Source organism: Novosphingobium sp. (genome assembly GCF_027489515.1).
Classification (GTDB): domain Bacteria; phylum Pseudomonadota; class Alphaproteobacteria; order Sphingomonadales; family Sphingomonadaceae; genus Novosphingobium.
The window spans coordinates 20,424-46,123 of record NZ_JAIXZS010000061.1 but is presented as its reverse complement, the minus strand read 5'-3'; the positions used below and the strand labels follow the sequence as shown (position 1 = coordinate 46,123).

Annotated in this window: 32 protein-coding genes; 12 read left to right on the top strand and 20 right to left on the bottom strand. The window is 66.2% G+C overall.

Annotated elements, in window-relative coordinates; translation table 11 throughout:
• Positions 1-89 precede the first annotated feature (89 nt).
• On the top strand, positions 90-1,487 hold the full coding sequence (locus Q0082_RS10925) for a short-chain fatty acyl-CoA regulator family protein (RefSeq protein WP_298192414.1): 1,398 nt from the start codon (positions 90-92) through the stop codon (positions 1,485-1,487).
• 97 nt (positions 1,488-1,584) lie between these two features.
• Positions 1,585-2,700 carry an adenosine deaminase gene (gene add / locus Q0082_RS10920; protein ID WP_298192413.1) on the top strand — a complete coding sequence of 372 codons (1,116 nt, stop codon included), beginning with the start codon at positions 1,585-1,587 and terminating at the stop codon, positions 2,698-2,700.
• Between the two features lie 42 nt (positions 2,701-2,742).
• Here add and Q0082_RS10915 read toward each other — a convergent pair whose 3' ends face one another.
• A complete protein-coding gene (locus Q0082_RS10915; RefSeq protein WP_298192411.1) occupies positions 2,743-3,939 on the bottom strand; it encodes an MFS transporter in 1,197 nt (398 codons plus the stop codon).
• A gap of 221 nt (positions 3,940-4,160) precedes the next feature.
• On the opposite strand from Q0082_RS10915, the gene Q0082_RS10910 reads away from it, so the two are divergent.
• From Q0082_RS10910 to Q0082_RS10885, 6 genes are all read left to right on the top strand, one after another.
• Positions 4,161-5,270: a TauD/TfdA family dioxygenase gene (locus Q0082_RS10910; RefSeq protein WP_298192409.1), complete on the top strand. Its 1,110-nt coding sequence runs from the start codon at positions 4,161-4,163 to the stop codon at positions 5,268-5,270.
• A gap of 99 nt (positions 5,271-5,369) precedes the next feature.
• On the top strand, positions 5,370-6,035 hold the full coding sequence (locus Q0082_RS10905; protein WP_298192407.1) for an SDR family NAD(P)-dependent oxidoreductase: 666 nt from the start codon (positions 5,370-5,372) through the stop codon (positions 6,033-6,035).
• Positions 6,036-6,109: 74 nt separating this feature from the next.
• Positions 6,110-6,619 (top strand): N-acetyltransferase, encoded by a 510-nt coding sequence (locus Q0082_RS10900; RefSeq protein WP_298192406.1) that lies wholly within the window; start codon positions 6,110-6,112, stop codon positions 6,617-6,619.
• A gap of 22 nt (positions 6,620-6,641) precedes the next feature.
• On the top strand, positions 6,642-7,211 hold the full coding sequence (locus tag Q0082_RS10895; RefSeq protein WP_298192404.1) for a DUF1285 domain-containing protein: 570 nt from the start codon (positions 6,642-6,644) through the stop codon (positions 7,209-7,211).
• Positions 7,208-7,810, top strand: coding sequence for a CoA pyrophosphatase (locus Q0082_RS10890; protein ID WP_298192401.1), 603 nt, complete (start codon positions 7,208-7,210; stop codon positions 7,808-7,810). Before Q0082_RS10895 ends, Q0082_RS10890 begins: the two co-directional genes overlap by 4 nt.
• Positions 7,803-9,005 (top strand): CCA tRNA nucleotidyltransferase, encoded by a 1,203-nt coding sequence (locus Q0082_RS10885; protein WP_298192399.1) that lies wholly within the window; start codon positions 7,803-7,805, stop codon positions 9,003-9,005. The genes Q0082_RS10890 and Q0082_RS10885 overlap by 8 nt, the downstream gene beginning before the upstream one ends.
• Before the next feature lie 9 nt (positions 9,006-9,014).
• Here the strand turns inward: Q0082_RS10885 and Q0082_RS10880 are convergent, their stop codons facing one another.
• From Q0082_RS10880 to hisB, 14 genes are all read right to left on the bottom strand, one after another.
• Positions 9,015-9,560: a J domain-containing protein gene (locus Q0082_RS10880; RefSeq protein ID WP_298192398.1), complete on the bottom strand. Its 546-nt coding sequence runs from the start codon at positions 9,558-9,560 to the stop codon at positions 9,015-9,017.
• An 89-nt stretch (positions 9,561-9,649) separates the two neighbouring features.
• Complete coding sequence (pal, locus tag Q0082_RS10875; RefSeq protein WP_298192396.1) at positions 9,650-10,183, bottom strand: peptidoglycan-associated lipoprotein Pal; 534 nt, start codon at positions 10,181-10,183, stop codon at positions 9,650-9,652.
• Positions 10,184-10,258: 75 nt separating this feature from the next.
• A complete protein-coding gene (gene tolB / locus Q0082_RS10870; RefSeq protein WP_298192395.1) occupies positions 10,259-11,674 on the bottom strand; it encodes a Tol-Pal system beta propeller repeat protein TolB in 1,416 nt (471 codons plus the stop codon).
• On the bottom strand, positions 11,671-12,564 hold the full coding sequence (locus Q0082_RS10865) for a hypothetical protein (RefSeq protein ID WP_298192393.1): 894 nt from the start codon (positions 12,562-12,564) through the stop codon (positions 11,671-11,673). Before Q0082_RS10865 ends, tolB begins: the two co-directional genes overlap by 4 nt.
• 10 nt (positions 12,565-12,574) lie before the next feature.
• Positions 12,575-13,030: an ExbD/TolR family protein gene (locus Q0082_RS10860; RefSeq protein WP_298192476.1), complete on the bottom strand. Its 456-nt coding sequence runs from the start codon at positions 13,028-13,030 to the stop codon at positions 12,575-12,577.
• A gap of 9 nt (positions 13,031-13,039) precedes the next feature.
• Positions 13,040-13,765, bottom strand: coding sequence for a protein TolQ (tolQ, locus tag Q0082_RS10855; RefSeq protein WP_298192392.1), 726 nt, complete (start codon positions 13,763-13,765; stop codon positions 13,040-13,042).
• Positions 13,762-14,229 (bottom strand): YbgC/FadM family acyl-CoA thioesterase, encoded by a 468-nt coding sequence (locus Q0082_RS10850; RefSeq protein ID WP_298192389.1) that lies wholly within the window; start codon positions 14,227-14,229, stop codon positions 13,762-13,764. The genes tolQ and Q0082_RS10850 overlap by 4 nt, the downstream gene beginning before the upstream one ends.
• 78 nt (positions 14,230-14,307) lie before the next feature.
• Positions 14,308-14,691, bottom strand: coding sequence for a histidine triad nucleotide-binding protein (locus tag Q0082_RS10845; protein ID WP_298192387.1), 384 nt, complete (start codon positions 14,689-14,691; stop codon positions 14,308-14,310).
• Position 14,692: 1 nt separating this feature from the next.
• Positions 14,693-15,028, bottom strand: coding sequence for a phosphoribosyl-ATP diphosphatase (locus Q0082_RS10840; protein WP_298192385.1), 336 nt, complete (start codon positions 15,026-15,028; stop codon positions 14,693-14,695).
• Positions 15,029-15,074: 46 nt separating this feature from the next.
• Positions 15,075-15,248, bottom strand: a complete 174-nt coding sequence (locus tag Q0082_RS10835) for a hypothetical protein (RefSeq protein WP_298192384.1) — start codon at positions 15,246-15,248, stop codon at positions 15,075-15,077.
• A gap of 151 nt (positions 15,249-15,399) precedes the next feature.
• A complete protein-coding gene (hisF, locus tag Q0082_RS10830) occupies positions 15,400-16,161 on the bottom strand; it encodes an imidazole glycerol phosphate synthase subunit HisF (RefSeq protein ID WP_298192382.1) in 762 nt (253 codons plus the stop codon).
• A gap of 293 nt (positions 16,162-16,454) precedes the next feature.
• Positions 16,455-17,180, bottom strand: coding sequence for a 1-(5-phosphoribosyl)-5-[(5-phosphoribosylamino)methylideneamino]imidazole-4-carboxamide isomerase (gene hisA / locus Q0082_RS10825; RefSeq protein ID WP_298192379.1), 726 nt, complete (start codon positions 17,178-17,180; stop codon positions 16,455-16,457).
• Positions 17,181-17,193: 13 nt separating this feature from the next.
• Positions 17,194-17,814, bottom strand: a complete 621-nt coding sequence (gene hisH, locus Q0082_RS10820) for an imidazole glycerol phosphate synthase subunit HisH (protein ID WP_298192377.1) — start codon at positions 17,812-17,814, stop codon at positions 17,194-17,196.
• The gene (hisB, locus tag Q0082_RS10815) at positions 17,807-18,400 is read right to left on the bottom strand and encodes an imidazoleglycerol-phosphate dehydratase HisB (protein ID WP_298192375.1); all 594 of its coding nucleotides are present in this window, start codon (positions 18,398-18,400) and stop codon (positions 17,807-17,809) included. The genes hisH and hisB overlap by 8 nt, the downstream gene beginning before the upstream one ends.
• Positions 18,401-18,493: 93 nt before the next feature.
• Between hisB and Q0082_RS10810 the strand changes: the two genes are divergently transcribed.
• Genes Q0082_RS10810 through gmk form a run of 3 tightly spaced genes read left to right on the top strand, consistent with a single transcriptional unit; the run spans position 18,494 to position 20,056 of the window.
• On the top strand, positions 18,494-18,988 hold the full coding sequence (locus Q0082_RS10810) for a ClpXP protease specificity-enhancing factor SspB (protein ID WP_298192373.1): 495 nt from the start codon (positions 18,494-18,496) through the stop codon (positions 18,986-18,988).
• Positions 18,985-19,362: a hypothetical protein gene (locus Q0082_RS10805; protein WP_298192371.1), complete on the top strand. Its 378-nt coding sequence runs from the start codon at positions 18,985-18,987 to the stop codon at positions 19,360-19,362. The genes Q0082_RS10810 and Q0082_RS10805 overlap by 4 nt, the downstream gene beginning before the upstream one ends.
• A 40-nt stretch (positions 19,363-19,402) precedes the next feature.
• Positions 19,403-20,056, top strand: coding sequence for a guanylate kinase (gmk, locus tag Q0082_RS10800; RefSeq protein WP_298192370.1), 654 nt, complete (start codon positions 19,403-19,405; stop codon positions 20,054-20,056).
• 57 nt (positions 20,057-20,113) lie between these two features.
• Here the strand turns inward: gmk and Q0082_RS10795 are convergent, their stop codons facing one another.
• From Q0082_RS10795 to Q0082_RS10775, 5 genes are read right to left on the bottom strand one after another with little or no spacing between them, the layout of a single operon-like run.
• Positions 20,114-20,581: an SRPBCC domain-containing protein gene (locus Q0082_RS10795; protein ID WP_298192368.1), complete on the bottom strand. Its 468-nt coding sequence runs from the start codon at positions 20,579-20,581 to the stop codon at positions 20,114-20,116.
• Entirely contained in the window at positions 20,578-21,459 is an 882-nt protein-coding gene (locus Q0082_RS10790; RefSeq protein ID WP_298192366.1) for an SMP-30/gluconolactonase/LRE family protein, read from the bottom strand. The genes Q0082_RS10795 and Q0082_RS10790 overlap by 4 nt, the downstream gene beginning before the upstream one ends.
• Before the next feature lie 4 nt (positions 21,460-21,463).
• A complete protein-coding gene (locus Q0082_RS10785) occupies positions 21,464-22,264 on the bottom strand; it encodes an SDR family oxidoreductase (protein WP_298192364.1) in 801 nt (266 codons plus the stop codon).
• Between the two features lie 11 nt (positions 22,265-22,275).
• Complete coding sequence (locus Q0082_RS10780; RefSeq protein ID WP_298192362.1) at positions 22,276-23,415, bottom strand: acyl-CoA dehydrogenase family protein; 1,140 nt, start codon at positions 23,413-23,415, stop codon at positions 22,276-22,278.
• 4 nt (positions 23,416-23,419) lie between these two features.
• The gene (locus Q0082_RS10775; protein ID WP_298192360.1) at positions 23,420-24,580 is read right to left on the bottom strand and encodes an acyl-CoA dehydrogenase family protein; all 1,161 of its coding nucleotides are present in this window, start codon (positions 24,578-24,580) and stop codon (positions 23,420-23,422) included.
• Positions 24,581-24,768: 188 nt separating this feature from the next.
• Here Q0082_RS10775 and Q0082_RS10770 point away from each other — a divergent pair, with 188 nt between their 5' ends.
• Entirely contained in the window at positions 24,769-25,620 is an 852-nt protein-coding gene (locus Q0082_RS10770; protein WP_298192358.1) for an SDR family oxidoreductase, read from the top strand.
• Positions 25,621-25,700: the final 80 nt, after the last annotated feature.

The following is a 25,700-nucleotide window of genomic DNA, read 5'->3' as shown; positions in this document are numbered from 1 at the left end:
CCCGCTGTGCAGTCATGTTGTCAAACTTTACAGATTATGTTTGTAAAGTTGTACAGCCTTTACTCCAGCCGCACTGGACACCCCGCTTCATGGAATCGCGTCCGCTCTATCTCGGCCCCCGGCTCAAGCGCCTGCGCCGCGAGCTTGGCCTCACGCAGGCGGTCATGGCCGATGATCTCGCCATTTCGCCCAGCTACATCGCGCTCCTCGAACGCAACCAGCGCCCGCTCACCGCCGATCTCCTGCTGCGGCTTGCCAAGTCCTACAAGCTCGATGTCAGCGAACTCGCAGCGGACGAGCGCGATGACTATGCCCGCCGCCTCGCCGATGTGCTGAAGGACCCGATCTTCGCCGAGATCGATCTTCCCGCACTGGAAGTGGCCGACGTCGCCACCAGTTATCCCGGGATCACCGAGGCCATGCTGCGCCTCCACACCGCCTACATGCGCGAACAGCAGGCGCTCGCCTCCTATCGCGGCGGCGCAGGCGGGGATGCAGCCGATCCGCTTGCCGAGGCGCGCCGCTTCGTCGCCCAGCGCCGCAACTATTTCCCCGCGCTCGACAGCAAGGCCGAGGCGCTGGCCGAGGAGATCGAGAAGCTCGGCGGCCTGCAGGAAGGGGGCCTTGCCGAATATCTGCGCGGACAAGGCCTGCGTGTCCGCCTCATGCCAGCCGACATCATGATGGACGCGCTCAGGCGCTACGACCGCCACGCCGAACAGCTGCTGATCGACGAGACATTGGGCCCGCAGGCGCGCCGCTGGCAGATGGCGCTGCACATTGCCTACACCGCCTTGCGCAGCGAGATTGCCGCCATTGTGCGCGGCGCCAGCTTCTCGAGCGAGACCGCCGCGCAGCTCGTCCGCCGCGCGCTTGCCGCCTATGGCGCTGCCGCCCTCATCATGCCCTACGATCGCTTCGCCCGCGCAGTGGATGCCCGCGCCTACGATATCGAGGCGCTCTCAGGCCAGTTCGGCGCGAGCTTCGAGCAAGTCGCGCACCGCCTCACCACCTTGAACCGCCCGGGGCAGGAGCGCGTGCCGTTCTTCTTCATCCGCGTCGATGCCGCCGGCAATGTCTCGAAGCGGCTTGACGGCGCAGGCTTCCCCTTCGCGGCGCACGGTGGCGGCTGCCCGCTGTGGAGCCTGCACGATTGCTTCCGCCGCCCCGGCGAAGTCCTCACCCAGTGGCTCGAACTCCCCGGAGGCGAGCGGTTCTTCAGCGTCGCGCGCAGCGTCACCTCGGGCGGCGGCGGCCACGGCAAGCCCGCCGTGCTGCGCGCCATTGCGCTGGGCTGTACTGCGGAGCACGCCCCAAAACTGGTCTACGCGCGCGGCGAACAGCCGGCTGCCACGCCCATCGGCGTCACCTGCCGCCTCTGCAACCGAGCCACCTGCACCGCCCGCGCCGAACCACCGCTCGGCCGCGAGATCCTCCCCGACGACTACAGGAAGACGCCTGAGCCCTTCACCTTTGCGGAGAGCTGAGCGCATTTCCAGCACACCCGATTGCACAAAACCCGATTGACCCCGGCCATCTGCATCTCGAATGTGCCCGACAAAGGGACAATACGGGGCCATGTCTATGATCAAGCGTCGCACAGTTCTTGCCGGCCTCGCCGCCGCCGCCGCCATGCCCCGCTGGGTCCACGCCGCCGCCCCGGCCGACGGCGTCGATCCCGCCCTGGTGAAGTTCATCGAAGGCCTGCCCAAGACCGAATACCACGTGCACCTCGAAGGCACGCTCGAAGCCGAGATGAAGTTCGCCCTCGCCAAACGCAACGGGCTGAACCTCCCCTTCGCCGATGTTGCCGCGATGAAGGCCAGCTACCAGTACCACGACCTCCCGAGCTTCCTCGCGATCTACTACGACGGCATGAAGGTGCTGCTGAAGGAGCAGGATTTCTACGACCTCGCCTATGCCTACCTCGGCAAGGCTGCCTCGCAGAACGTGATCTACACAGAGATGTTCTTCGATCCGCAGGAACACCTCAAGCGCGGCGTAGCGATGGAGGCAGTGATCATGGGCATCACCCGCGCCCGGCGCGATGCAGAGGCCAAGCTCGGCATCCGCTCGCAGCTCATCCTCTGCTTCGTGCGCGATCTCCCCGCCGATACCGCGATGGCCGCGCTCGATGCCGCGCTGCCGTTCAAGCAGCACCTTGTCGGCGTCGGCCTCGATTCCGATGAAGCCGGGCACCCGCCGGAAAAGTTCGCCGCCCACTTCGCGAAGGCGCGCGCCAACGGCCTCCACGTCACCGCGCACTGCGATGTCGATCAGGTCGATACGCTGAAGAACATCCGCACCGCCCTCGTCGATCTTGAGGTCGACCGCATCGACCACGGTGGGAACATCGTCCAATCGCCCGAACTGGTGCAGATTGCGAAGCAGCAGGGCATGTATTTTACCGTGTGCCCGACCTTCTCCGGCACCCTGCGCCGCGGCCTAACCCAGCCGGTCGATGTGGTGCGCTCGATGCTCGATGCGGGCCTCAAGGTCACGATCTCGTCGGACGATCCCGCCTACATGGCGAGCGAGTACATCAACGAAGTGCTCCTGCGCGCTGTCACCCGCAGCAACCTCACCCGCGCCGATCTTGCCGGGATCGCCCGCAATGGCTTTGAGGCGGCCTGGCTGCCCGCAGCAGACAAGGCTGCGCTGATCGCGAAGCTCGATGCCTATCTGGCGAGCGCCGTCTAGCACTCACCAACCCGACTCGTCACCCGCGAGCGCAGCAGGACGTCAGCCGCCCCCCTCGCGGTCCAGCCGCCGCGCCACCGGCATCGCAGCGACAATCGCCAGCGCGCAGATCACCCCGCCTGCCGGGCCGATCAGCGTGTAGGCGCCAAAGCCCTGTGCCATCGCCCCCGCCGCCAGCGACCCAAGGCTTTGTGCAAGCAGCCAGGTGCCAGAGGTCATCACCGCCAGCCGCTCGCCGCCCGGCTGCGCATAGGCGAGGCGGATCAGCAGTGGATAGGTCAGGAACCAGCTCACCATGAAGGCAATGAAGGCCGCACCGAAGGCCGGCGCGCTCCCCACCGTCGTCAGCAGCGCGCACATCAGGCTGCACACGCCCAACGCCGCTGCCAGCGGCCACGCGCGCGGCAGGCGGCCGATCACCACGGCAAGGCCCGCATTGCCCACCGCGCTCGCGAGCACGGCCGCGCTCTGGTAAAGCCCGAACTGCGTCGCCGGAATGCCGATGGCGTGCGCGGTGCGCTCGATGAACGGCCAGATCGCCAGCGATCCGAACGCGAACAGCGCCATCGCCGCCAGCACGCGCCAGCCCTCCGCGCCGATTGGCGTCGCTGCCTGCGCCTGCTCTGCAGCGGCCGCCTTGCCACCCGGAAGCAGCAGCGCGCAGAGGCCGAACAGCACCGAAATACCCGCCAGGCCGAAGAACATGCCGCCCGCGCCATAGTCGCGCCCGATCATCGGCAGCACCACGGCGATCCCGCTGTAGAGCAAGGTCTGCACGGCAATGCCGAGCGAGATCCACCGCGCCGGATTGCCCGTGCGCCCAGCCGCCAGGTTGAGCGCGCTGTTCATCAGGCCGAAGCCCAGCCCGGTGCCGATCCGTCCGGCCAGCAGCAGCGGATAGGCGCCCGTCAACGCCGATCCGGCCTGCGCCGCGATCACCACGGCGCTCGCGATGATCGCCAGCACCCGCGCATCGATGCCTCTCGCGCGCGGCGCAACGAGGAACATCGCGGCAGCATAGCTCAGCGTCTCGGCCATGTTCCACGCGCCCATGGCAAAGGGTGTGAAGCCGAAGCGGTCCATCAGTCCGCCGACCAGATAGGTCGTGAAATTGTTGCCAATATGCGCCGCTGCTGTCGCAGCGCCGATGCCGATCAGGGTGGGTGCAAATGGGGCGGTGTCCCGTCCCGAATTGACAGTGCTGCCATGCGAATGATCCATCGTGCTCAGGCGTGGCATGGTGCGCGGTGCGTGGCAATGTATTGCCTAGCTTTTTTGCGCTTGTTGCAGCCGCCTTCCCGCCATAGGCTCCAGCGTCATGACATTCTCCTGCTCAGACCTTGCCCACGGCCGGCGCCCCGCGTCGATCCGCTATGGCAAGGTGCAGGACTGGCGCCCGCCGCCGCGCAAGGATTGATCCGCCCTCGGCGATCACCTTTGCAACATGACGGGACTTTTCGATGGAACTTGCGAACCTTGAGGCGCGCACTGATGCCCTCCATGCGACCTGGGCGGATGGCGCCCCGGCGACCTACCCTACGCTCTGGCTGCGCGACAATTGCCCCAGCGCCTTCCACCCGCAAACCGACGAACGCGTGCTGGATCTGCTCGCGCTCGATGCCGAGCCGGTGCTGCTGAACGCCGAAGCCGGCGGCGAGACCGTGATCCTCCACTATGCCGATGGCCATGTCAGCCACATGCCCCTCGCCCTGCTCGCCGCGCACCGCCCGGGCCGCCCCGCGTCCGATCCCGCCGCGATCCCGCCCCGTCTCTGGCGCGCCAATCTCACGCCAGCGGGCGTTCCGCGCTTTGCGGCACCGCACATCATGGCGGATGACGCCGTGCTGCGGGAATGGCTGCAGCACACCGCCGCCACGGGCCTCTCGCTTGTCAACCGCCTTGAGAACCGCATCGATGCAGGGGTCGATGTCGCCTGCAAGATCGGCTTTCTGCGCGAAACCAACTTCGGCATGACGTTCGAGGTCGTCAGCAAGCCCGATCCCAACAACCTTGCCTACACCGCCGTCACGCTGCCATTGCATACCGATCTTCCCAATCAGGAAGTGCCGCCTGGCTTCCAGTTCCTCCATTGCCTCGCCAACGAAGCCGAAGGCGGCGGCTCCCTCTTCGCTGATGGTTTTGCCCTTGCCGAGGATTTGCGTGCAGAGGACCCGGAAGCATTCCGCCTGCTCAGCGAAGTCGCCATCCCGTTCCGCTTCCACGATCGGGACGCCGATATCCGCACCCATGCCCCGGTGATCACGGTGGACCGCACCGGCGCCGTCAGCGAGATCCGCTGGAACGCGCATATCGCCGCCACGTTCGATATGCCGGCGGAGATTCTGCCCGCCTATTACCGCGCCTATCGCAAGTTCATGGCGATGACGCGCGATCCGGCCTACCAGCTCACCTTCAAGCTCGAGGCGGGCGAGATGATCGTTTTCGACAACCGCCGCGTGCTCCATGGACGCGAGTCCTTCGATCCTTCGACCGGCTTCCGCCATCTCCACGGCTGCTACGTCGATCGCGGCGAGTTCAACTCGCGGCTGCGGTTGCTGGCCAGCAGCTGACGCGTTCCTCATGTACAGCGCTTGGCGAAGTGCTGTACATGATGGGCGCAAGACTGCCGGCAAAGCCTGAGACGGTCACGGCAAGAGGAGAACCCCCGCATGTCCGCCAACCTTCCCGTCGCGCTGATCATCGGGATGGGCCCCGGCCTTTCCGCCGCGTTGGCGCAGCGCTTTGCTGAAGGCGGCCATGCCATCGCAGGGTTTGCCCGCAGCCCTGAAAAGTCTGCCGCACTCGCCGCAGAGATGGCGGAGAAGGGCCAGAAGCTCGATATGCGGGCCGTCGATGCCGGCGATTTCACCATGCTCGGCACAGCGGTCCGTGCGGTCGAGGATCAGCTCGGCCCCATCGAGGTGCTGATCTACAACGCCTACAGCGCCACTCCTGCGCCGCCCTCGCAGATCCCGCTCGATGCGCTCGTCTCCGATTTCCGCGTCAACGTCGGCGGCGCTCTAGCCGCAGTGCAGGCGGTGCTCCCCGGCATGCAGGCGCGAGGGCGCGGCACAGTCTTGCTCACCGGCGGCGGCCTTGCGCTCGATCCCACCGGCTGGCTGCCCGCTTCCTCGCTCGCGGTGGGCAAGGCGGGGATCCGCAATCTGGCGCAGAGCCTGCACAAGGAGATGGAGGGCACCCTCATCCGCGTCGGCACGGTCACCGTCACCGGCCAGATCCTCCCCGGCACTTCGCTTGCGCCAGAGACCATCGCGCAGCGCTTCTGGGATCTCTACGCGATGCCCGCCCCAGCGCCCGTTGAGGTCATCCTCTGAACGCACAGCTTGTACCGCAGTCCCTTGCCCGCTATCGGCGCGCTTCCGTAGCTTACCTGAAAGCCACTCAAGCCTTGGCCACGCTGATCCCGCTTGCCGATATCGATTCCGCGCTGATTGAGGACGTGCTCGATGCCGCCTTCGGACCGGACCGCTTTGCGCGCACGGCCTACAAGGTTCGTGAGGGGACCGAGTGGCTTCCCGGCCTCTCGTTCGCCGCGCTCGATGAAGGTGAGCATATTGCCGGCACGATCCAGTGCTGGCCAGTCGCGCTGAATGACGCCGATGGCCGCCCGCATCCGATGATCATGGTTGGCCCCGTCGCGGTCCTGCCGGGCCTGCAGGGCAAGGGCTATGGCAAGGCGCTCGTCACCGCCAGCCTCACCGCAATCGATCCGCGCGCGCCGCTGCCGCAGGTGATGATCGGCGATGCGGACTACTACGGCCGCTTCTTCGGCTTCTCTGCCGCGCACACTGGCGGGTGGAAGCTGCCCGGGCCGTGGGACCCGGCTCGTTTGCTCTGCCGCACTGCCAATCCCGCTGTCCTCCCGGGCGAAGGCATGCTCGGCCCTTGGCGCGGCTGATCTGATCTGGCATCGCGCTTGCGTGCCATATGAACCACCTGCCGAACTCGCTGCCCTGTCCCTCGCCGAACTGGCCGAGGCTGTCGCCGCGCGCCGGCTCCCGGCGCTCGATACCTGGTCCCCTGCCCGTATCGGGACAAGCCACATGCGCATCGCGGCAGACGGCACGTGGTTCCACGAAGGCGGACGCATCACCCGCCCGGCCATGGTCCGCGCTTTCTCCTCGCTCCTGACGCGCGACGCCGCAGGGAAGCACTGGCTGGTCACCCCGGTCGAGAAGCTCGCGATCGATGTTGACGACGCCGCCTTCATTGCGACCGACATGGACGTGCGGACGGACGACGAAGGCCGCCCGGTTATCGCCTTTCGCCTCAATACCGACGACGTTGTGCTCGCCGGCCCCGATCACCCGCTGCGCGCCGCCGGCACGCCCGATGTCCCCGCTTTCTACCTTGCCGTGCGCCACGGCGCCGAAGCGCGGCTTAACCGCAGCACCTATGGCCAGTTGATCGATCACGCGCTCACCCTCTCCGAACCCGATACCCTCGCGGTCGAAAGCATGGGCGCGCACTTCAGCCTGCTCCCCGCATGAGCCTGCGCGATCACCTCGCCAGCCTGTTCGATATCGGCCATGCGCAGCCCGTCCCGCCCGCCTACGAGGACTGGCGCCCGATGCCCGATACCCCCCTGCGCCCCGCCGCCGTGCTGATCGCCGTGACAGACCGTCCGGACCATCCCGAAGGCCCCGGCGTGCTCCTCATCCACCGCCCCTCGCACATGCGGGCACACCCTGGGCAAGCCGCGTTCCCCGGCGGCAAGATCGATGCGGGCGAGACGCCGATCGAGGCCGCATTGCGTGAGGCGAACGAGGAACTCGGCATCGATCCCGCGCTCGTCGACGTGATCGGCGCGACCGACCAGTACCGCACCGGAACCGGCTATGACATCACACCGGTGCTTGCGATGGTCCCGCCGGACCTCCCGATCCAGCCAAACCCTGCCGAAGTCGCAAGCTGGTTCGAGCCGCCGCTGGGCTTCGTGCTCGATCCCGCCAACCATGTCCGGCGGGAGAGCGAATGGGCAGGCCGGCGCGGCAGCTACGTCGATATCCAGTGGAACGAGCACCGCATCTGGGGCGTTACCGCCGGGATCATTGCCAATCTCGCGCAGCGGATCCGCTGGCATGGCTGAAACGCGCCTCCCTCCCGCCGACTGGACAAGCCGCGAAGACCTCGCCGCGCTTGTTGCTGCGCTCGATCCGGCTGGCGCCAAAGAAACGGGTTCGGGCCTCGTCCGTTACGTCGGCGGAGCGGTGCGCGATACGCTGCTGGGCATCGCGGTGAAAGACATCGACATGGCGACCCCGCTCGAGCCCGCAACGGTTATCGAGCGGCTCAAGGCAGCCGGCATCCGCAGCGTGCCCACCGGACTTGCCCATGGTACCGTTACTGCCGTGCTGGCAGGCGGCCCGGTCGAGATCACCACCTTGCGCCGCGACGTTTCCACTGACGGCCGCCACGCGACCGTCGCCTTCTCGCAGAGCTGGCAGGAAGACGCCGCCCGCCGCGATTTCACGATCAACGCGCTCTACGCCGACCCGCGTGACCTCATGGTCCACGATTACTTCGGCGGTCTTGCCGATCTCGCGGCCCGGCGTCTGCGCTTCATCGGCGATGCCGAGGCGCGCATCCGCGAGGATTACCTGCGTATTCTCAGATACTTCCGCTTCCAGGCCCGCTTCGGCTCGCTCCCCGCCGATGCGGAAGCCGAAGCTGCCTGCAGCGCACTTGCCCCCGGCCTCAAGGGTCTGTCGCGCGAGCGCATTGCCAGCGAGCTCCTCGGCCTGCTCGCCCTCCCCGATCCCGCGCCGACCGTGGACCGCATGGCCGAACTCGGCGTGCTCGCGGTGATCCTGCCCGAAGCCGATCCCGGCGCGCTCGCTCCCCTGATCGCTGCCGAGACCGCGCATGGGATCGCGCCCGAACCCCTTCGCCGCCTTGCTGCGCTGCTCCCCGCCGATCCGCCGCTCGCCGAACAGATCGCAGCGCGCCTCAGGCTCTCGATTGCGCAGCGCAAGCACCTCGCGCTGGTCGCCGCGCGCCCGGCTGCGGACAATGGGCCAGAGGAAGCTGCCCGCCCGCTCGCCTACAAGGTGGGCCGCGAAGCCGCGTTAGACCGCCTGCTGATCACAGGCAGTGACACCGCTCCGCTGGATGGCTGGAATATCCCGCAGTTTCCGCTGAAAGGCGGCATGATCGTCGCCCGCGGCGTCAGCGCCGGGCCAGAGGTCGCCCGCATCCTTCGCGCGGTCGAGGCTCGTTGGGTGAGCGAGGGTTTCCCTGGCACATCGCGCATCGAGGAACTTCTGAGCGAAGAACTGGACTAGGCCGCAAAATCAGCCCGCGTCAGGCCCCTTCCACTCGCGCCGTTCTTCTGCCGCGCGCAACACTTCGTAGGCGGTCTGCAGCTTCAGGAACTCCGCGGCCGCCTCGGCATCACCGGGGCGCACATCAGGATGGACTTCCTTGGCACGGCTGCGCCAGGCTTTGCGGATCGCTTCGAAATCGGCGTCCACGTCCAGTCCCAGCGCTTCCAGGGCGCGCATTTCATCGCGGCTGCGGCTGCCGTCGCCGGGTCCGGCCCAGCTCTGGTAGGCAGACTGCGCATAGCCCGAAGCCTCGCCGCGCTCCGCCTTCTCGCGCAGCTCGGCCTCTTCCTTGTCGAGCCCTTCGAAGTAGTTCCACCCGGCGTTGTATTCCGCGGCATGGCGCTCGCAGAAATACCACCGGTCGGGGTTGTTGGGCGATTTGGGCGCGGGCCGGTCGCCTTTTTCCTCGCAGCCGGCGCGGTCGCACAGGCGCACCGGGGCCGCCTCGCGCGCGCCTTCATAGCCGCGCCAGCGAGGGAAGCCCCAGTCAACCGATCTGCCGTACCGTGCCATCGAAGTGGCCCTGATCCTCTCTTACTGGAACGTGCCAGTTATTGTGCCATGGCGATTATTATAGCGTGCCAACTATTGTAGCGTGCCAATCATTGTAGCGTGATCGTCACGGCCCGGCGGTTCTTGGCCCAGCTCGCCTCGTCGGAACCGAGCGCGATCGGACGCTCCTTGCCATAGCTCACCGTGGTGATGCGCGAGGCATCGATGCCGAGGCTGACCAGATAGTTCTTCGCCGCATTGGCCCGGCGTTCACCCAGCGCGAGGTTGTAGTCGCGCGTGCCGCGCTCGTCGCAGTGCCCTTCGATCGTGATGCGCGCGGCCGGATAGCGCGCCAGCCACTGCGCCTGGCTCTGCAGAATGCCCTGATCCTCGCTGTCGATGTTGTAGCGGTCCGTGTCGAACAGGATCGTATCGCCCAGCACCGAGGCCATGAAGTCGGCCCGGCTGCCGGGGACCGGCCCCATCGGCTGGCTCACCGGCGGCGGATTGGTCGTGGTCGTGCCGGTCGCGCCGGTCGGCTGCGGCGGCAGCTCCTTGGGCTTGGTGGCGCAACCCGCAAGCGCGAGGCCGGAGGTGAGCAGCAGGCCAGTCAAGACTTTCGATGTGATGATCTTGCGGGTCACGGACGGGTCTCCTTGGTCATTTGGTTCCAGAGTGCATTGCACACGGCGAATCGGCAATCAGTTTCGATAGACGGATCAGGGCAGGACGGGACCCCACGCGGGGTCCGAAGCGTCCACCGGCGTATTGAGCTTGCGCTCGTTCCGCCCGGTCAGGTCCACCTGCCAGATCGAGGTCTTCCCGCTCGTCTTCGCGGTGCGGAAGAACTGCACGATGCGGCCGTTGGGCGACCAGGTTGGCGCTTCGTCCTGCCAGCTGTCGGTGAGGTAACGCATCTCGCCGCCCGATGGGTTCATCACCGCGATGCGCAAGTTGCCCGCGATGTGGGTAAAGGCGATCTGGTCGCCGCGCGGGCTCCACTCGGGCGTCGCCGAACGGCCACCGAAGAAGGTGATGCGTTTCTGGTTCGTGCCATCGGCGTTCATCACATAGACCTGCTGGCTGCCCGAACGGTCGCTCTCGAACACGATCTTGCTGCCATCGGGCGAATAGCTGCCACCCACGTCGATCCCCGGCGAATCCGTCAGCTTCACCGAAGCACCCCCGGTCGCCGGCACGCGGTAGATGTCGGTGTTGCCGGCGATCGCCATCGAATAAAGGATGAACTTGCCATCAGGCGACCAGCGCGGGGCGAAAGTCGGACCCTTGCCCTCGGTCACCAGCGTCTGCCGCCCGGTGCCGATATCGTAGACATAGATGCGCGGCGTGCCGTTGAGGAAGCTGAGGTAGGCGATCTTCGCATAATCCGGCGAATAGCGCGGGGTCAGCGCTGTCGCCTGACCATTGGTGATGAAGCGGTGGTTGGCCCCGTCCGAATCCATGATTGCCAGCTGCTTGCGGCGGTTCCCCTTGGGCCCCGTCTCGGCGATATAGGCGATCTTGCTGTCGAAGAACGGGCTTTCACCCGAGAGCCGCGCATAGACCATGTCCGCGCACTTGTGCGCCGCACGGCGCCATTCCTCGGGCTTCACGACATAGCCCTGCCGCGCCAGCTCGGTCCCAAGCGCCACGTCATAGAGATAGCAGCCCACCGTCAGCCGGCCATCGGCCCCGCCCTTGACGAAACCCTGTACCAGCATCTCCGCCGACCGCGCGCGCCAGTTCGGAAACGCCGGCGCGGTGACCTCGCCATAGCCGATCGCCGGCAGCGCATCGGGACCGACCGGCTTGAACAGCCCGTTGTTCTTGAGATCGCCATAGATCACCCGCGCAAGGTTGCGGCCCAGCGCCTCTGTGTTGCCGCCATCGGCCGCCGTGGGCAGCATCTCGTTCGTCGGGAACGTCGGGATCGCGATGCCAAGGTCCTGCCAGTCGCTGTCGTCGGTGACCGAGCCCGTCAGGCCCTCGTCGGCCGGCGCGGCGGCGGCGGATGCGGGCACCGCGGCCGAGGCAGCGGCAGCCGGCGCAGGCTTGCTCGCCTGCTGGGCCGCCAGCGGAGCGGCAAGCGCCACCAGCGCTAGCGTAGTCAGATAGGCGGCAAAGGCAGGCTTCATTGCGACAACTTCCTGTCAAACCGGAAACTCGCGATGCGTTTCCACTTGGCATAATAAGGCGCGGGCAGATTGAACGGCGCCGCAAGCTGCACCGCGCGGACCGCCTGTTCGGCATGTCGCTGCGCCTGTGCACGATTGGAATCCGTGATCCCGGTCTGCGACACTACCACAGGCCGCCCGGCAAGGCTTCCATCAGGATTGAGGTTCCATGAAAGCACCGTCACCAGCTTGTCGGCATCCACGCCCTGCGGCGCGGTCCAGTGCGGCTTGATCTGGCGCGAGATACCGCTGACCAGTGAGGCGGCGACTTCGGGGCCAAACGCCGCGGCAGGCGGATTGGTCGCTGCACCCGGCTTCGCAGATCCCGGAATACCGCTCAGGAAATCGTTGCCGATCCGGCTCGCCCCCGTAGGTGCATCGGGACGTCGCCGCAGACGCTGGTCGGCCGGAGCCGCCGCTGCAGCGGCCGGCTTCTGCAGAGCGGGCTTGGCAGCGGGCTTAGGCGGCGGCGCGGGAACCGTGCGCGGCTGCGGGGCGGGTACCGGCTTCGGCTGGGGCGCAGGTTTCGCTTGCGGCGGCGGTGGCGGCGGTGCGGGCCTTGGCTGCGGCTGTGCGATCTGCGGCGCAGGCTGCACCGGTACCGGCTCGGGCGCCGGCTCGCCCAGGACCGGCGCGACATCGGGCGCCGCCTCCGCATCGGGCTGCGGCGAGGTCGATTGGTCCGCAATCTCGTCGGCAAACGTCACCGTCAGCCGCTCAGGCGGCGACATGATCGACTTGCCCGGCGGCGATAGCGTCAGCGCCGCGATCAACCCCGCATGCGCTGCGAGCGCGATGACAAGCGCCAGCGCTTCCTCGCGTGACAGGCCGGATCCGGAAGAGGCGCTCATTGCCGCCACGCTATGGCGCCGTGACTGAACCGTTGGTGACCAGCGAGATCGACTTGAACCCCGCTGCATTCAAGGCGCCCATCACCGCGACCACGCGCCCATAATCGAGGCTGCGATCGGCACGCAGCGTCACAACCGGCAGCTTGCCGCCCGGTCCCGCCACCGCCAGCCCCGCGAGCCGGTCAGACAGTTCGCCCGGCGCCAGTTCCTGATCGTCGAGGAAAATGCGACCCTCGCCGTCCATGCTCACGGTGATCGCCTTCTGCTCGGTCTTGAGCGCCTCGGCACGGCTGTCCGGCAAGTCGATCGGCACGCCTGCGGTCAGCATCGGCGCGGTCACCATGAAGATGATCAGCAGCACCAGCATCACGTCGACCAGCGGCGTCACGTTGATCTCGCTCATCGCCGCGCCGCGCCCGCGGCCACGCCGCCCGCGCCGTCCGCCAGTGCCGGAGCCCATGCTCATCGCCACGGCCTACTGCTCCAGCTCGCGGCTCAAGGTCGCGTGGAAGCGGTCGGCAAAGCGGAACAGCCGCGTCTCGAAGTGGTTCACCCGGTGCGAAAAGCGGTTGTAGGCAATCACCGCCGGGATCGCCGCGAAGAGGCCGATAGCGGTGGCAAACAGCGCTTCCGAAATGCCCGGCGCCACCACGGCGAGCGAAGAATTCTGCTGCGCGCCGATGTTGAAGAAGCTGTCCATGATGCCCCACACCGTGCCGAACAGCCCGACGAACGGGGCCACAGAACCCACCGTGGCGAGGAAATTGAGCCTTCCCGCCAGCCGGTCGGTCTCCGCCGTCACCACGCTTTCCATCGCCGAATTGAGCCGCTGGCGCGTGCCCTCACGGTCGATCGACTTGCCCGAAGTCGAGCGCCGCCATTCGGCCAGCGCTGCGGTGACGATCCGTGCGCTCGGCACGTCCTTGTCACCATTCTCCTTGTGGAAAGCATCGACATCGCGCGCCTCCCAGAACGCGGTTTCATAGCGCCTGCACTTGCGTTGCACGCTGCCCATGCGCAGCGAAAAAGCGACGATGATCGTCCAGACCCAGACCGAGGCGAGCACCAGCGCGCCCATCACCACCTGCACCACGATATCGGCATGGAGGAACAGCGCGACCGGATTGAGCCGGGTCGGCATGCCCGCTGTCACCCCGGCGGCGACGGGCACGGCGGCAGCGGCAAGAACGGAAAGCATCATGGACGGACAGACCCTTCAGGGGGAGGCGCGAGCAGCGCCGTGAAAGCGGAATGAAAATGCGCGGGCAGGCGCCGCGCGCGGCCAAGCGGAGAGACGAACGCCACGCGGACCTGACCCTCGGCCAGCAGTTCGTCGCCGCGCCAGGCCTGCTGCACGAGAGTGCAGGTGACGCGGGTCACCTCGGCGACGGTGCTGGCGATCACCACGTCATCATCGAGCCGCGCCGGCCTCAGATACTTGAGCGCAAGGTCGGTCACCGCAAAGGCGCCCTCGCCCGCCTCGTGCGCGCCGCGCTGGTCTATGCCAAGCAGCCGCAACATGTCGGACCGCGCCCGCTCGAACCAGCGCAAGTAATTGGCGTGATAGACAACGGCCGAAAGATCGGTGTCCTCAAAGTAAACGCGTACCGCATAAAGGTGGCGCGCGCCGTCAAAACAGCCGGAAGGAGGAAGCGGTGCAGGCATGGGCGGCCTGTCCTAGCCTTGCCGCGACTCGCGAGGCAAGATCAAACGCGGCATTTTGTTAACCGCTTCAGGAAGGTTTCAGTCCACCCGCGCCAGCAGCGGGCCAAGCTGACGCCCGGCAAACACATGCACATGCAGATGCGGCACTTCCTGATGGGCATTTGTGCCCGTGTTCGCCAGCAGCCGATAACCCGGCGCGACCAGTCCCGCCTCGCGCGCGACATGGCCGACCGCGCGCACGAACCCGGTGATCTCGACGTCCGAAGCCTTCGCGGAAAAGTCGTCCCAGCTCACGTAGGCGCCCTTGGGGATCACCAGCACATGGGTCGGCGATTGCGGGTTGATGTCATGGAAAGCGAGGCTCCACTCGTCCTCGTAGACGCGCCGGCAGGGGATTTCCCCGCGCAGGATCTTCGCGAAGACGTTCTGGTCATCGTAGGGCTGGGTGGCATCGACCGCCATATCAAGAGCTCCTGCTGGCTTTCTCGGCAATCCCGGACGTGCCCTCGCGCCGCTCCAGCTCCGCGGTCACCTCGGACAGCGAAACCCCGCAATCGCCCATGAGCACCAGGAGATGGAACAGGAGGTCCGCGGCTTCGCCCACCAGCGCCTCCGGGCTGCCGGTCAGCGCGGCGATGACGACTTCGGTGGCTTCTTCGCCCACTTTCTGCGCCATCTTGCCGCGCCCCTTGGCGTGGAGCCGGGCGACGTAACTCGCATCAGGATCACCGGCGCGGCGCGCGGCGATCGTGGCTTCAAGCCGGGACAGGAGCGTGGTCGGATCGGTGGTAGAAGGCATCGCAGCGGGCATGGCGCGCTGCCCGGGGAAGGTCAAGCGGGGAGGATCAGTCCTCTTTGCGCCGTGCGACGTGACGACCGATGATGAGGCCGGCAAGACCGATGGCGAACAGGGCGCCGTCGGTGGGCTCGGGAATGGCGGTGCCACCGTTCGCCTGCGCAAACGCAGTTCCGGCGGTGGTGACAATCGCGACAAGGGCAATGGGAAGATAGCGGAGCACGCGGGGAATTTCCAAAAAGAGACCTTGCAAAAAAGTTAATGCAACGCCTGTGCCAACACCCGGAAAATCAAGGAAATAAGCGCACTTCGCTAGTTAACGTCCGCAGCACTCAGGCGGCGTTTGTCAAGAATTCCGACAGTCGCGCCTGCCCCTAGCCCCGCGCCGGAATCCCCGCCGCACGCAAGGCAGCATGTGCCTCGGCAATCGCATGCGTGCCGAAGTGGAAGATCGACGCTGCGAGCACCGCGCTGGCATGGCCTTCGCGCACACCGGCCACGAGGTGATCAAGATTGCCGACACCCCCGCTGGCGATCACCGGCACCGGCACCGCGTCCGCTATCCGCCGCGTGAGTTCCAGATCATAGCCGGCCTGCGTGCCGTCCCCGTCCATCGACGTGACGAGCAGCTCGCCCGCGCCCAGCTTCGCGAGGTTCTCGGCATGGGCCAGCGCGTCGATCCCCGTCGGTCGCCGCCCGCCGTGGGTGAAGATCTCCCACCTGCCGGGGCCCGTACGCCGCGCATCGACCGAGCCGACCACGCACTGCGCGCCGAACCGCTCGGCAATATCGCGCACCAGTTCGGGCCGCGCGACGGCTGCGGAATTGACCGCGACCTTGTCTGCCCCGGCCAGCAGCAGCGCGCGCGCGTCCTCAGGCGTCCGAACCCCGCCGCCCACGGTCAGCGGCATGAAGCAAACCTCGGCCGTGCGCGCGACGACATCGAGCAGCGTCCCGCGCCCCTCATGCGTCGCTGAGATATCGAGGAAGCACAGCTCATCCGCGCCCGCCTTGTCATAGGCCCGCGCCTGCTCGACCGGATCACCCGCATCCCGCAGATCGACGAAGTTCACGCCCTTCACCACACGCCCATCGCGCACATCAAGGCAGGGAATGACGCGAACGCGGACGGTCAAAATGCGCTCCTGCAGTTACCGCTAGAATCGCAGATTTCCGCTGACCACGAGGCGATCAAAAGCATAAGTCCAATGTACAGCGCCAGCCTGAGATAGGTTCCAAGTCGGAGACTTTTGGAGCCCGCCAACGCGAGCATATTTAGTACCGGGACACCGACATAAAAAATCGCCGCAAAGAGCAGTCCCACTCCCAAACCGCGTGTTTGCCAAGCATAGGCAAAGATCGATAGCCCCATCAAATGCAATGCCGTTGGACTGCTCAGGAACGATGGCTTCGGGATGTCAGGCTGCACTTACGCCTCCGCCATCGCAATCGCAGCCGCCAGATCAAGCCGACCCTCGAACAGCGCCCGGCCGGTAATCACGCCCTCGATCCCGTCAGCCTCGTGGATCTTGAGCAGCCGGATATCGTCGATACCCTTCACCCCGCCGCTGGCGATCACCGGCAGCCGCGTCGCGCGCGCCAGATCAAGCGTCGCATCGATGTTGCAGCCCTTCAGCAGCCCATCGCGGCCCACATCGGTAAACAGGATCGAGGCCACCCCCGCATCCTCGAACCGCCGCGCCATGTCGGTGATCGAAACGTCGGAGACCTCGGCCCAGCCCTCGGTCGCAACCATCCCGTCGCGCGCATCGACCGCCACCACGATGCCGCCCGGATAGGCCTTGGCCATGTCCTTCACGAACTGCGGGTCTTTCAAGGCCGCCGTGCCGATCACCACCCGGCTCACGCCCAGATCGAACCAGCCATCGACGGCAATCGGATTGCGAATGCCCCCGCCCAATTGCACGTGGCCCGGAAACACCTTGAGGATGCCCTCGACCGCCTCGCGGTTCACCGCCTCACCCGCGAAAGCCCCGTCGAGATCGACGACATGCAAGTACTGCGAGCCGGCCTCGGCAAAGAGCATCGCCTGCGCCGCCGGATCATCGCCATAGACGGTTGCGCGCGCCATATCACCCTCGGCCAGCCGCACGACCTGCCCGCCCTTGAGGTCAATTGCCGGAAAAACGATCATGCCGAATGCTCCATCAAGGGCGCCACTCCAGAAAACGCCCCAGCAGCGCAAGCCCGTAGTCCTGGCTTTTTTCCGGGTGAAACTGCACGCCCAGCACATTGTCCCGCGCCACCGCCGCGACCAGTCCGCCGCCATGGTCGGTCATCGCCGCCACGCTCGCGCCCTCTTCGGGCACGAAGTGGTAGGAATGCAGAAAATAGGCCTCGCCCGGCACGATCAGCGGGGTGTGGTGCATGGGGGCGACATCGTTCCAGCCCATGTGCGGCACCTTGATGCTGGGATCGCTCGGTTCGATCGCGCGCACTTCGCCGCCGATCCAGCCCAGCCCCTCGGTCACGCCGAACTCGATGCCGCGGTCCGCCAGCAATTGCATGCCCACGCAAATGCCGAGGAACGGCGCGCCGCCCACCAGCACGCGCTCCGCCATCGCCTCGACCAGCCCGGGCACCCCGCGCAGCGCCTCGATGCAGGCCTTGAACGCGCCGACGCCTGGCAGCACGATCCGGTCCGCCGCGCGAACCACATTGGGGTCCGCCGTCACCGCGACGCCCTCCGCCCCGGCCGCCTTCAGCGCATTGGCGACCGAGCGCAGATTCCCCGCGCCATAGTCGACCAAGGCAATCACTTCAGCCACCGAGGATGCCCTTGGTGCTCGGCACCGCATCGCCCTTGCGCGGGTCGATCTCCACCGCGCTACGCATCGCGCGAGCAAAGCCCTTGTAGATGCCCTCGATGATGTGATGATTGTTTTGGCCGTAGAGGCATTCGATGTGCAGAGTGATCCCTGCCGCCTGCGAAATCGACTGGAACCAGTGCTCGAACAGTTCGGTATCCATCTCGCCAAGGCGCGGCTGGGTAAAGCTTGCCTTCCACACCAGCACCGGTCGCCCAGAAATGTCGAGCGCAACGCGGGCCAGCGCCTCGTCCATCGGCGAATAGGCAGTGCCGTAGCGGGTGATACCCTTCTTGTCGCCAAGCGCCTGCGCAATCGCCTGCCCCAGCGCGATCGCGCTGTCCTCGGTCGTGTGGTGCTGGTCGACGTGGAGGTCGCCCTTCACATGGCACTTCACGTCGATCAGCGAGTGGCGGCTGAACTGCTCGATCATGTGATCGAGAAAGCCGATCCCGGTGCTGACGTCGAAAGTGCCGGTGCCGTCGAGATTCACCGAAACCTGGATGTCGGTTTCGTGCGTGGTGCGGGCGATCGATCCGGTGCGCATGGGCCCCGCCTATAGGCCACTTCCGGGCAGAATCAATTGCCTGCACCTCGCACCCCCTTGACCCGCGCGGCGCTCCAAGCCACCCTAGGGACGATGAGCGATGCACCCGACAGCCTGATCCCCTACGACGAGATCGTGCAGGAAGCCCTGCGCGCGGTGGTCGGCCGCGTTCTCGGCCAGGTCGAAAGCGCGGGCGGCACGCTTCCCGGCGCGCACCATTTCTACATTACCTTCAAGACCGGTGCGCCCGGCGTTTCGATCCCGCCGCGTCTCAAGGAACGTTTTCCGGACGAAATGACCATCGTGCTCCAGAACAAGTTCTGGGATCTCAAGGTCACGCCCGAAGGCTTCAGCGTCGGCCTCTCGTTCAACCAGATCCCCTCCACGCTGGTGATTCCATTCAGCGCGATCACCGCCTTTGTCGATCCGGCGGTCGATTTCGGCCTGCAGTTCCAGACGGCGGGCGAGAACGAGGACGAGGACGAGCCACCGCACGATGCCGAAAACGATTCGCCTGAAGGCAGCGGGCCCGCTGGCCCGGACGACGGTTCGAACGTCGTCACCGTGGATTTCGGCCGCAAGAAATGACCGGCCCTGCCAGGAAGGCGCCGGAAACCCCCGCAAGCGAACCCGCTGCTGATTCGGCGCCCGATCCGGTCGGCCCCGTCACGCGCGCGATCCTTGCCGGCGTCGCCATGCGGACCGGCTCCACCCTGCTGAAACGCAGCGTCGATCGCGGCATTCTCGGCGCCGCCCCGGAAGCGCTCAAGGCAGCCGCGAGAGCCGCCGGTGCAAAAGCCGCAAAGGCCGCCAAACCGAAGAAAAGCAGCCTCGGCGCCCGCTTGCTCACTGCCGCCGCCACCCGCATCGCCACGCGGTCGGTCCCCGGCGCCATCATCGTTGGCGGTGCCATGCTGGCGAAAACCCTCCACGAGCGCCGCAAGAACCGCCCGAAGACCTAGCACCCTTGACCACAGCGGCTCCCATGCGCCAACAGCGCGCATGGCCCAGCCGACTCCCCCATCCTCCGACGCGCTCCATCGCCGCGGCCTCATGTTCATCATGTCCTCGCCCTCGGGCGCGGGAAAAACCACGATCTCGCGCATGCTGCTTGAGGCCGATCCCGCGATCTGCCTCTCTGTCTCGGCCACCACGCGCCCGATGCGCCCGGGCGAGGTCGACGGGAAGGACTACCACTTCGTCACCCAGGCCCGCTTCGACGAGATGGTCGAGAATGAGGAATTCCTCGAATGGGCGCACGTCTTCGGCAACAGCTACGGCACGCCCAAGGCGCAAGTGAAGGCGGGCCTGCGCGAAGGGCGCGACTTCCTGTTCGATATCGATTGGCAGGGCACACAGCAACTCTATCAGAAGATGGAAACCGATGTCGTGCGGGTGTTTCTGCTGCCCCCCAGCATCGATGAACTGCGCCGCCGCCTCACCGGACGCGGCACCGATAGCGCCGAGGTCATCGCCGCCCGCATGGAACGCGCCCGTGCCGAGATCAGCCACTGGGACGGCTACGACTACGTGGTGGTCAACGACGATATCGACCAGTGCTTCGACAAGGTCAGCGAGATCCTCCACGCCGAACGCATGAAGCGCGCCCGCCAGACCGGCCTGATCGGCTTCGTGCGCGAACTGATGCGGCCTTAAGGCGCCCCCAGCCCCCGTCATTGCGAACGCAGCGAAGCAATGACGAAGAAGAGAGGTTCAGCCCGCCAGCAACGCCGCCAACTGGTCCAGTTGCAGCGGCAAGGCCGCAGCCGAACCCGCCAGCGCCTCATCCCGCGCCGCGCCCGAGGGATAGCGGTCGTGGAACGTCAGCAGGGTGCCACCATCGTCATCGGCGAAAGTTACCGTCGTCAGCGCCCCATCAGGATCTTCGGCATTGGTCCAGACGATCCGCGCATCGGGCACCACTTCGGTATAAGCGCCGTGAAACGCCATCGTGCCTTCCTCGCCAAAGGCATAGACCAGCCGGTATGAGCCCCCGGTGCGCAGATCGAGATCGCATTCCACCATGGTCGCGCCCAACCCTTCCGGCATCCACCACTGGCGGAACAGCGCCGGCTCGGCCCATGCCCTGAACACCTGCCACCGCGGTGCCGCGAAGTGCCGCGTGATCGCAAGCTCGCAGTCGCCGATGCCTTGCACCGTGCCTGCGTCCGGCGCGTTCACGGACGCCCGGCTCGCGCCGCATCCACCTCGGCCACCAGCACGACACCCTTCGCCGCGCTCCGGGCAATCTCGGCATCGCTGCTCGGCGCGCAGAGCATGAACAGGTGCCGGCCCTCGGGTCCGCCGAGCATGCAGGCATAGCACGGCATCTCGCCGGTCGAGACGACCTCCAGCATCGCACCGCCCTCGCCGATCCGCGCGCATTCGGGCGCGATCGGGTTGGCGATCCACACCGCGCCCTCGGCATCGAGCGCAATCCCGTCGGGCACGCGCGGGTTTGTATTGGCCCACAGCCGCCGCCCCGAAAGCGCCCCACCTTCACCAATATCGAACGCCGTCAGCCGCGCGCCCAGCGTCTCTCCAATGATCAGCGTCTTGCCGTCTGGCGTGATCACCGTGCCGTTGGGAAAGCTCATGTCAGGCGCGCCGACAGAGGCGCTGCCGTCCGGCTGCACCAGCACCAGATTGGCCTTGGGATGATCCGCCAGCACGGAAGGCACACCCCGCGCGCGCAGTTCATGGTCGAGATCGAAGCCGAAGTTGCCAACGTAGGCCCGCCCTTCGGCATCCACGACCATGTCGTTGCACAGATGCGCCGTCAGGTCCGTCAGGTCGGCATGCATTGCCAGCCGCCCGTCTGGCCAGCGCCGCCACACCTGCCGCTTGCGCATCGAAACGAACAGCAGCGACCCATCGGGCATCCACCCCAGCCCGGAAGGCTGGTCATCGAGTTCCAATTCGATGCGGTGATCGCCCGCCAGATCCACCGAACGGATGGTGTGGCTGTAGAAATCGCTGAACCACAACCGATCCTGATGCCAGCGCGGCCCCTCGCCGAAGTGGAACCCATCAGCAAGCTGGCGGACCGCGCGGCTCATGGCTTTACTCCCCCAACGGATTGATATGGTTCTCGGGGATATAGGCGTTCACGATGCCACCATCGATCGGGAGCGGTGTGCCGATCACATAGTCGCCCGCGCGGCTCGCGAGGAAGATCGCGCCGCCTGCCATGTCTTCCAGATTGCCGATACGCTTCAAGGGAATGCCGCGCGCCGAAGCTTCGGGATTGTTCGCGGCCGCCTTGTTCATCTCCGAAGCGAACGCGCCCGGGCAGATCGCGTTGACGATGATGTTGTCCTTGACGAGCCGCGCCGCCATGCGCCGCGTGAGGTGCACCAGCGCCGATTTGGAAGCCTGATAGCTATAGGTCTCCCACGGGTTCACGCGCAGCCCGTCGACCGAGGCAATGTTGATCACCTTGGCCGGATGCTCACCGGCAGCGGCCTTGAGCAGCCCATGCAGCTTCTGCGTCAGGAAGAACGGCGTCTTGACGTTGAGGTTCATCACCTTGTCCCAGCCGATCTCCGGAAAATCCTCGAAGTCCGCACCCCACGCCACGCCCGCGTTGTTGACGAGGATGTCGATGTGGCTCTCACGCTGCGCGAGGTCCTCGGCCAGCGCTTCGATCCCCGCGAGGCTCGAAATGTCGCCAGGCAGTGCAATGCACTTCGGCCCGAGCTCGGCGGCCGTCTCCTCGACCACCGCCGCCTTGCGCGCCGTGATGTAGACGCGCTCGCAGCCCGCTGCGATGAAGCCTTCGGCAATCATCCGCCCGATCCCGCGCGAACCGCCCGTCACCACCGCAACGCGGCCTTCAAGGCTGAAAAGCTTGGCAAAATCCATATCAGGTATCCTTAGTAGCCGCTGAGCTGCGCGACGCGCTCGGCATGGTAATTGGCATCGCCCATGAACTCGGTCAGCGCGCGCTCGCGCTTCATGTAGAGCCCGATGTCGTATTCGTCGGTCATGCCTACGCCGCCGTGCATCTGCACGCCTTCGCGCACCGCCAGATTGCACGCGCGCGCCGCCTTGGCCTTGGCGACCGAGACCATGAGCTCCGCCCGCTCAGAGCCGCCATCGAGCAGCTGCTGCGCCTTGATCACCACCGCCTCGGCGATCTCCAGTTCCGAATAGAGGTGCGCTGCGCGGTGCTGCAGCGCCTGGAATTCGCCGATCAGCTTGCCGAACTGCTTGCGCGTCTTGAGATAACCGGTCGTCATCGCAAAGGCCCCGCCGCCAACACCGGTCTGCTCCGCCGCCGCGCCGATGCGGCCCGCGCTCAGCACCTTGTTCAGCACCGCGCGACCGCCATCGACTTCGCCGATCACGGCCGAACCATCAAGCTCCACACCGTCAAAGCGCACGTGGCTGGCGATGGAGCTGTCGACCAGCCGCACCGCATTGTGCCCGATTCCCGCCGCATCCTTGGGCACGGCAAACAAGGTCACGCCATCATGATCGCTATCGCTGCCCGACGTGCGCGCCGCGACGATGATCGCATCCGCAGACGTGCCGTGGATCACGAAGTCCTTGGCGCCCGTCAGGCGAAAGCCATTGCCGGCACGCTCGGCGCGGCAGGCGATCTTTTCCGGCTTGTGCTTCGCGCCCTCGTCGATCGCGACGGCCAGCACCGTCTCGCCCGCGATGATCCCCGGCAGCCAGCGCCCGCGCAGTTCGTCAGAGGCATCCTTCAGCGCGGTCACGCCCATTACCGAGGTCGTCAGGAACGGCGAAGGCGTCAGGTTCCGCCCGATCTCCGCAAGCACGATGCCTGCCTCGACATGCCCCATGGCCAGCCCGCCGTCAGCCTCGGCCGCCAGCATGCCGGTGAGGCCCATTTCGGCGAACTGCTTCCACAGGCCGTGGCCAAAGCCATCCTTGCAATTGATATCGCGCCAGTGCCGCAGCTGCTTCTTGATCCCGCCCTCGTCGGCCATGAAGCCGGTGACGCTCTCGGCCAGCATGGCCTGATCTTCGGTGTAGTACAGCGGCATGGGATCAGGCCCCCGGCAGTTCGAGAATGCGCTTGGCAACGACGTTGAGCATGACTTCGCTCGTCCCGCCCTCGATCGAATTGGCCTTAGTGCGCAGCCACGAGCGCGCCGGCGCACCGCCGCGCGTCTCTTCGCTCTCCCACTCCAGTGCCGTGCTCCCGCCCGCCGCCATCAGTAGCTCGTGCCGCCGCTTGTTGAGCTCGGTCCCGGCGTATTTCATCATGTTGGGCTGCGCGGGATGCGCCTTGCCCACCTTGATCTCGTCGAGGAACTTCTCGCCCATCGCCGCGAACGCCAGTGCGTCGATATCGAATGCCGCAAGCTCCGCACGCAGCATCGGATCATCGAGGCCACCCCGCGTCAGCACCTTGCCGATCGTGCTCGTCTGCGCGCCATCGCCCGCGCCCGAGATCATCTCGCGCTCATGGCCCAGCAGGTATTTTGCCACGTCCCAGCCCCGGTTGAGCTGGCCGACGATCTGGCTCTTGGGCACCTTCACATTGTCGAAGAACGTCTCGCAAAAAGGCGAGCTGCCGCTGATCAGCTTGATCGGCTTGGTCGTCACCCCCGGCGTCGTCATGTCGAACAGCAGGAAGCTGATCCCCTGATAGACGTTGGTCTTGTCGGTGCGGACGAGGCAGAAGATCCAGTCAGCCTTGTCGGCGTAACTTGTCCAGATCTTCTGGCCATTGACCACCCAGTGGTCGCCCTTGTCCTCGCCATAAGTCTGCAGCGAAACGAGGTCAGACCCCGAACCCGGCTCCGAATAGCCCTGGCACCAGCGGATTTCGCCGCGCGCCACCTGCCCCAGATAATGGACCTTCTGTTCCTCGGTGCCGAACTTCAGCAGCGCGGGCCCCAGCATCCAGATGCCGAAGCTCGAAAGCGGCGGCCGCGCCCCGGCGCGCGCCATTTCCTCGCGCCACACCTTGGCTTCGGCCGGGCTCATCCCCGCGCCACCATAGGCCTTGGGCCAGTCGGGCACAGTATAACCCTTGGCCGCGCAGACCTCCATCCAGGCTTTCTGCGCCGCGTTCTTGAACACGAAATTGCGCCCGCCCCAGCAGATGTCGTCCTCGCCTTGCACGGGGCGGCGCATCTCTTCGGGGCAGTTCGCCTCGATCCACGCGCGGATTTCCGCGCGGAAGGCTTCCAGCTCTGACATGGCTTATGCTCCTCTCTTAATCGAGAGGTTAAGGCGACTCGCAGCACGCTGGCAAGCGCCGATTTCAGCACGGTTTTCCGCGAATCCCGCTCACCCATGCATGCCGTAACGTAAACCCGATCGGCATTGACGAGGAGCCGCTTGGGCCTAAGCTCGCGCCAAAATCATAAGCAGCTGGAGAGGTTCCCATGCGATTCCACAACAAGACCGTCGTCGTCACCGGAGCCGCCTCCGGCATCGGCCGCGCCACTGCACTGCTCTTCGCCGCCGAAGGCGCCAAGGTCTACGCCGCCGATATCGACGAAGCGGGCCTTGCCGCCACCGCCGCCGAATCGAACGGCGAAGTCCACACCGTGCGCTGCGACGTCTGCAACTGCGAGGACATCAAGGCTCTGATGGACCGCGCCGCCGCCGAGACCGGCGGGATCGACGCCGTGTTCAACAATGCCGGCGCGGGCGGTGATATGGCCAAGATCGACGAGATCGAGCCCGAGGGCTGGGACCGCACGATGCACCTGCTGCTGCGCTCGGTCGCTTTCGGCATCCGCTATGCCGTGCCGCACATGATCGGCCGCAAGGGCGCGGCCATCGTCAACACCTCGTCCGTCGCCGCGGTCGGCCCCGGATACTCGCCCAACGCCTATGCCGTGGCCAAGGCGGGTGTGCTCCACCTTACCAAGACCAGCGCCGCCGATCTCGCCCGCCATCAGATCCGCGTGAACGCCGTGCAGCCCGGCTTCATCAACACCAACATCTTCACGACCTCGCTGGAGGTCCCTGCCGAACTCGAAGCGCAGGCCAAGGGCGCCATCGCGATGATGAGCCAGGCTGCCCAGCCCGTCGCGCGCGGTGGCCAGCCGAACGATATCGGCGAAGCGGTGCTCTACCTCTGCAGCGAAGCAGCCAGCTTCGTGAACGGCACCTCGATCATCGTCGATGGCGGCCTCACCATCGGTCCGCGCCATTCTTGGGATCCGGAAGTGCCCGATCTGTTCGAGGCGCTGCGCCAGATGAAGGCGGCAGCAGAGGCCGCCGGCTGACAAAACGCAGCGCGATCAATCTCGACGCTTGATCTGGCGCAAGGTTTAACCGAGAGATTAAATCAACAAACACAAGCGGT